The sequence below is a fragment of the Limisphaerales bacterium genome, from assembly GCA_014382585.1.
Classification (GTDB): Bacteria; Verrucomicrobiota; Verrucomicrobiia; order Limisphaerales; family UBA1100; genus JACNJL01.
Genome location: JACNJL010000051.1, coordinates 1 through 4,028 on the forward strand (window position 1 = coordinate 1; position 4,028 = coordinate 4,028).

General features: G+C 55.6%; 4 protein-coding genes and 1 tRNA gene. All 5 read right to left on the reverse strand.

All coding sequences use genetic code 11. The features are described 5' to 3' along the window. Positions 1-3: 3 nt before the first annotated feature. The 5 genes from H8E27_11815 to H8E27_11835 all read right to left on the reverse strand — a co-directional run bounded on the left by H8E27_11815 (position 4) and on the right by H8E27_11835 (position 3,946). A tRNA-Arg gene (locus H8E27_11815) sits at positions 4-80 on the reverse strand. Between the two features lie 50 nt (positions 81-130). Beyond that, entirely contained in the window at positions 131-1,015 is an 885-nt protein-coding gene (locus tag H8E27_11820) for an alpha/beta hydrolase (GenBank protein MBC8326300.1), read from the reverse strand. 9 nt (positions 1,016-1,024) lie between these two features. Beyond that, positions 1,025-2,089 carry a membrane dipeptidase gene (locus H8E27_11825; protein ID MBC8326301.1) on the reverse strand — a complete coding sequence of 355 codons (1,065 nt, stop codon included), beginning with the start codon at positions 2,087-2,089 and terminating at the stop codon, positions 1,025-1,027. 283 nt (positions 2,090-2,372) lie between these two features. Beyond that, entirely contained in the window at positions 2,373-3,482 is a 1,110-nt protein-coding gene (locus tag H8E27_11830; GenBank protein ID MBC8326302.1) for a D-TA family PLP-dependent enzyme, read from the reverse strand. A 2-nt stretch (positions 3,483-3,484) separates the two neighbouring features. Beyond that, positions 3,485-3,946, reverse strand: coding sequence for a RidA family protein (locus H8E27_11835; GenBank protein MBC8326303.1), 462 nt, complete (start codon positions 3,944-3,946; stop codon positions 3,485-3,487). Positions 3,947-4,028 lie beyond the last annotated feature (82 nt).

Sequence of the window (4,028 nt, forward strand, 5' to 3'; positions counted from 1 at the left end):
AAATGGTACGCCCTGAGGGAATCGAACCCCCAACCTCCTGATCCGTAATCAGGTGCTCTATCCAATTGAGCTAAGGGCGCAGCCGAGAAATAGATTTACCCGCAATGGTTAGTCTCGGCAAGGCAATTTTTTATTGGGCAGATTGTTTGCTCAGAAACTTTCGTTGCTCAAGCCAGAACAGTAAGGCACTCGTCCACGGATGCAGCTTGCCCCCGGCGCGGCCGCCGCCCAGCCCCAACCCGTGCCGGCCGGCTTCATAGACGTGCAAATCTACTCGCACTTTTTTTTGCCTCAAGGCGCTGGCAAAGAGCAGGCTGTTTTCCACCGGCACGGCGGTGTCTTCCCACGTGTGCCAAATGAAACACGGAGGGGAATTGGGTTTCACCTGAAGCTCATTCGAAAGTAATTTTGCCAATTCCGGCGCGGGGGTTGCACCCAATAAATTCCGCTTGGAACCCTTGTGTGTAAACTTCCCCATGCTGATGACCGGATAACATAAAATCGCCGCATCGGGCCGCGAGCTGACGCGGTCGATGGGATCCTTTGCCTTCGCATCGCCCGCATCAAAATGCGCAACAATGGTGGATGCCAAATGCCCGCCGGCCGAGGAGCCCATCACGCCGATGCGTTGCGGGTCAATTTCCCATTCCTTTGCGTGATGCCGCACCGTGCGCATCGCCCGCGACACATCCTGCAACATCACCGGATGCCGATACCCCGCCGAGCCGAGGCGATATTTTAAAACAAAACAATGAATGCCTTTCGCCGCCAAGAAATCCGCATAGCCTTTGCCCTCGTGCGGTGCGAGCCCGCCGTAGCCACCGCCGGGGCAAATTACCATGGCCGCGCCCGTGGGCTTGGCCGCCCAATATGGCGTCAACGTCGGAATATCGCGTGGCGTGGCGTCCTTTTGTCCGGGCGCTTTGCCGGACCATAATGGGAATTCTTTTTGCGGGAGGTCTGCTGCGAAAACAGTTGCTACCAAAAAAACGGGGAACAATCGAATGAGTTGCATACCCAAATGCTACCACGCCTCGCGCAGAAAGCGCAGGAAATTTCCGTGCATCACACCCGCAATATCGTCCTGTGAATAGCCGCGCGCGGATAGCAACTCCGGCAAGCGCTGTAGATCGGCAATGGTATCGAGATCGCCAGGGCTTTGTTCGCGGCCAAAGCCGCCATCAAGATCCGTGCCAATGCCGATGTGCCGGGCGTTGCCCGCGAGTTGGCAAATGTGATCCAAATGGTCGATCATATGTTCCAGCTTCACGCCGGAAGATTCAGGGGTAGTTGTGCCCCGTTGCCAACCCGGTACCATCATCCATGCGTCCAGCGCACCGCCAATCACGGCATCACGCTCGACGAGTCGCAAGATTTGTTCGTCAGAAAACTGGCGATCATTTGGCACTAAGGCCCGGCAGTTATTATGACTCGCCCACACGGATCCGCCAAAGGCATCCAACGCTTCGGCAAAACTGTCGTCACACAAATGAGTAGCATCAAGGATGAGCTTGAACTGCTCCATTTCTGCGAGCAATTCCCGCCCACGCGGCCCCAACCCGCCAGTGGAGGCCGTGCCCTGCGCGTACGTGCCCGGCCCATAATGCGACAGCCCCAGCGCGCGCAAACCCTGTGCATGAGATCTTTCCAGCCACGCGGGTGTGATGATGGAATCGGCACCTTCCAGTGAAAGAATGTAACCAATGGGCGCGTCATTCGGCGGATTGTTTTCCCATAAATCCACATGACGATCGAGACTGGTTCTATCGGCGATTTGCACCATCTCCCCCTGCACCTCCATTGCGCGATACCACGCGAGCTGGCCTTGAGTTTGCGCCCACGCCTGTTCCGGTGAATGCCAACCGGAAAGCCGGTTGCCCTGCTTTACATATCGAGCAATTTGAGTAGCCACACACAAGCCCACGGAGCCACGGCGCATTTCGGGGAGCGACACCGTTCCCCGGCCGCGATCTTTTAAATCGCTCATGCCAGTCTCGCGTTCGCGCAAGATGGAAACTGGCTGTGTGAGATCGCGGTTCCATTCCATCGCATTCATCGAAAGATCGAGATGAGCATCCAGAATCAACATCGGCGGAGGGTACTGTCGCCAAGAGACAAAGTCATTGACTTTCTCCCTCGCTTCACTGGAAATAAAAGCGCTACTGGTTTGATTATGAAACAAATTTTACATCCACTAACCAAAACTCTCGCCCTCCCAGTACTGGCACTCCCGTTGATATTTTCAACCGGGTGTTCCGAAGATGAAATAACCGACTCCGTCCCGGATCCTGTAGAAGAACCCGGCCCCGCAGATTCTGATTTGCCTGAACCCGCGCCGAAAAAGAAATAACCGTCGGCCGACTGGCGAAAAATCACACCCCCAATCGCCGACGCCGCGCGGAAACTTCCCAGCGTGCCGTCGCCGACCCGTCAGACACCACCCACACCTCATCATGCAATGCCACAGTGGGGCAAATATGTTCCGGAATGGCATAAGCGCAATCGCCCACCGCCCAATCCTTGGCTGACGGTGTTTCCAGCACCAGATGTTCCTCGCTGTGCACACCGTGCGTGGCCTTCTCCAGGCCAATCACACATGCGCGAGGCAAAGGCTTGTCTGCGGCAACGGCTTTGTGCCCAAGATCAAAACAAAGGCGGTTCTCACCCGGCTTGCTGATGACCCGTGTAAGCAGCGCCGCCGCCGGCTCAAACGGCATATCCGCACATTCTCTGCTGTAGCCAGCATCCCATAGCACTGTGGTTCCCGGGCTACACTCACGATCATCGTGCCGCGCATGGATAGGAAATGTCGGCGACCCCCCCGCAATCAAATTTGGTACGGCCATCCCGGCCGCTTGCAGATCTTTCCTAAAGGCCAAAACCGGCACAAAGTCTGCCTCGCATTGGGCCTCACGTTGCTCAACATCCGGATTGTGATTGTGCCCATCGTATGCATGCAACCCCGCCAGCTCCAAGCCCGGGGCACTTTCAATTGCTTTGCATAATGCAAATGCCTCCGCGCCCGGCATAATTCCAGAACGATGCAGCCCACAATCCACATCTAAAAACACTTGCAACGGCTCCGGAGCATCAGCAAATAAAAGAGACAAAATCGCCACCACCCCCGCATCATCCACCACCGCGCCCCAGGTAACCCGCGGAAAACGACCCGCCAAAAAACGCAACCTCGCGGCATTGGGCCCCGTTGGTTGATGAGCCAGCAATACATCGCGCGCGCCGGAGCCGGCGGTCATTTCACATTCTGAGATGGTCGCGCACTTGAATTTTTCAATGCCCTGACTGATATGCATGCCGATAATCTCCGGCAATTTGTGTGTCTTCACATGTGGCCGCAGCCGATCCGGATCACCGACAATTCTCAGCATCTGTCCGAGATTGCGGAAAATGCGATCCGGATAAACCAACAATGAAGGCGAGGCAATCTCCGCCTCATTGCTCACTTGAAAAGGATTGGCCGCCATGATCATTTGATCTCAAAAATCGCTTCGATCTCCACCGCAATATTTCCTGGCAATGAGCCCATGCCCACTGCACTACGCGCCCCCACTCCCTTCTCCGGTCCGAACACCTCCGCCATCAATTCGCTGTAGCCATTGATTACCAGCGGATGTTCCAAAAAATCAGACGTGGCATTCACCATCCCAAATGATTTCACCAACTGCGCCACCCGATCCAATGACCCCAGCTTCACGCGTAACGACGCCAAAATTGCCAATCCGGTTTGCCGCGCCGCCACCTTCGCTGCCTCCGTATTTAATTCCGCCCCGACCTTGCCTGTGATGTAGCTTTCGTCATTTAACAACGGACCATGCCCCGACACATACGCGAAGTTGTCCGAGATGAAAACCGGTTGATACACCCCACCCGGCTTCGGAGCCGGCGGTAAGTCAAGATTCAACACTTCAATTCGATGTTCAGCACCCATGATGATTATTTTTGCAAACGGATTGGTACCGGTGGACGGACTCGAACCGTCACGGCCTTTAAAAGCCGGGGGATTTTAAGTC

Excerpts from the sequence above, each read along its gene's own strand:
- H8E27_11820 (MBC8326300.1), bottom strand. The coding sequence starts at position 1,015 with ATGCAACTCATTCGATTGTTCCCCGTTTTTTTGGTAGCAACTGTTTTC.
- H8E27_11825 (MBC8326301.1), bottom strand. The coding sequence starts at position 2,089 with ATGTTGATTCTGGATGCTCATCTCGATCTTTCGATGAATGCGATGGAA.
- H8E27_11830 (MBC8326302.1), bottom strand. The coding sequence starts at position 3,482 with ATGGCGGCCAATCCTTTTCAAGTGAGCAATGAGGCGGAGATTGCCTCG.
- H8E27_11835 (MBC8326303.1), bottom strand. The coding sequence starts at position 3,946 with ATGGGTGCTGAACATCGAATTGAAGTGTTGAATCTTGACTTACCGCCG.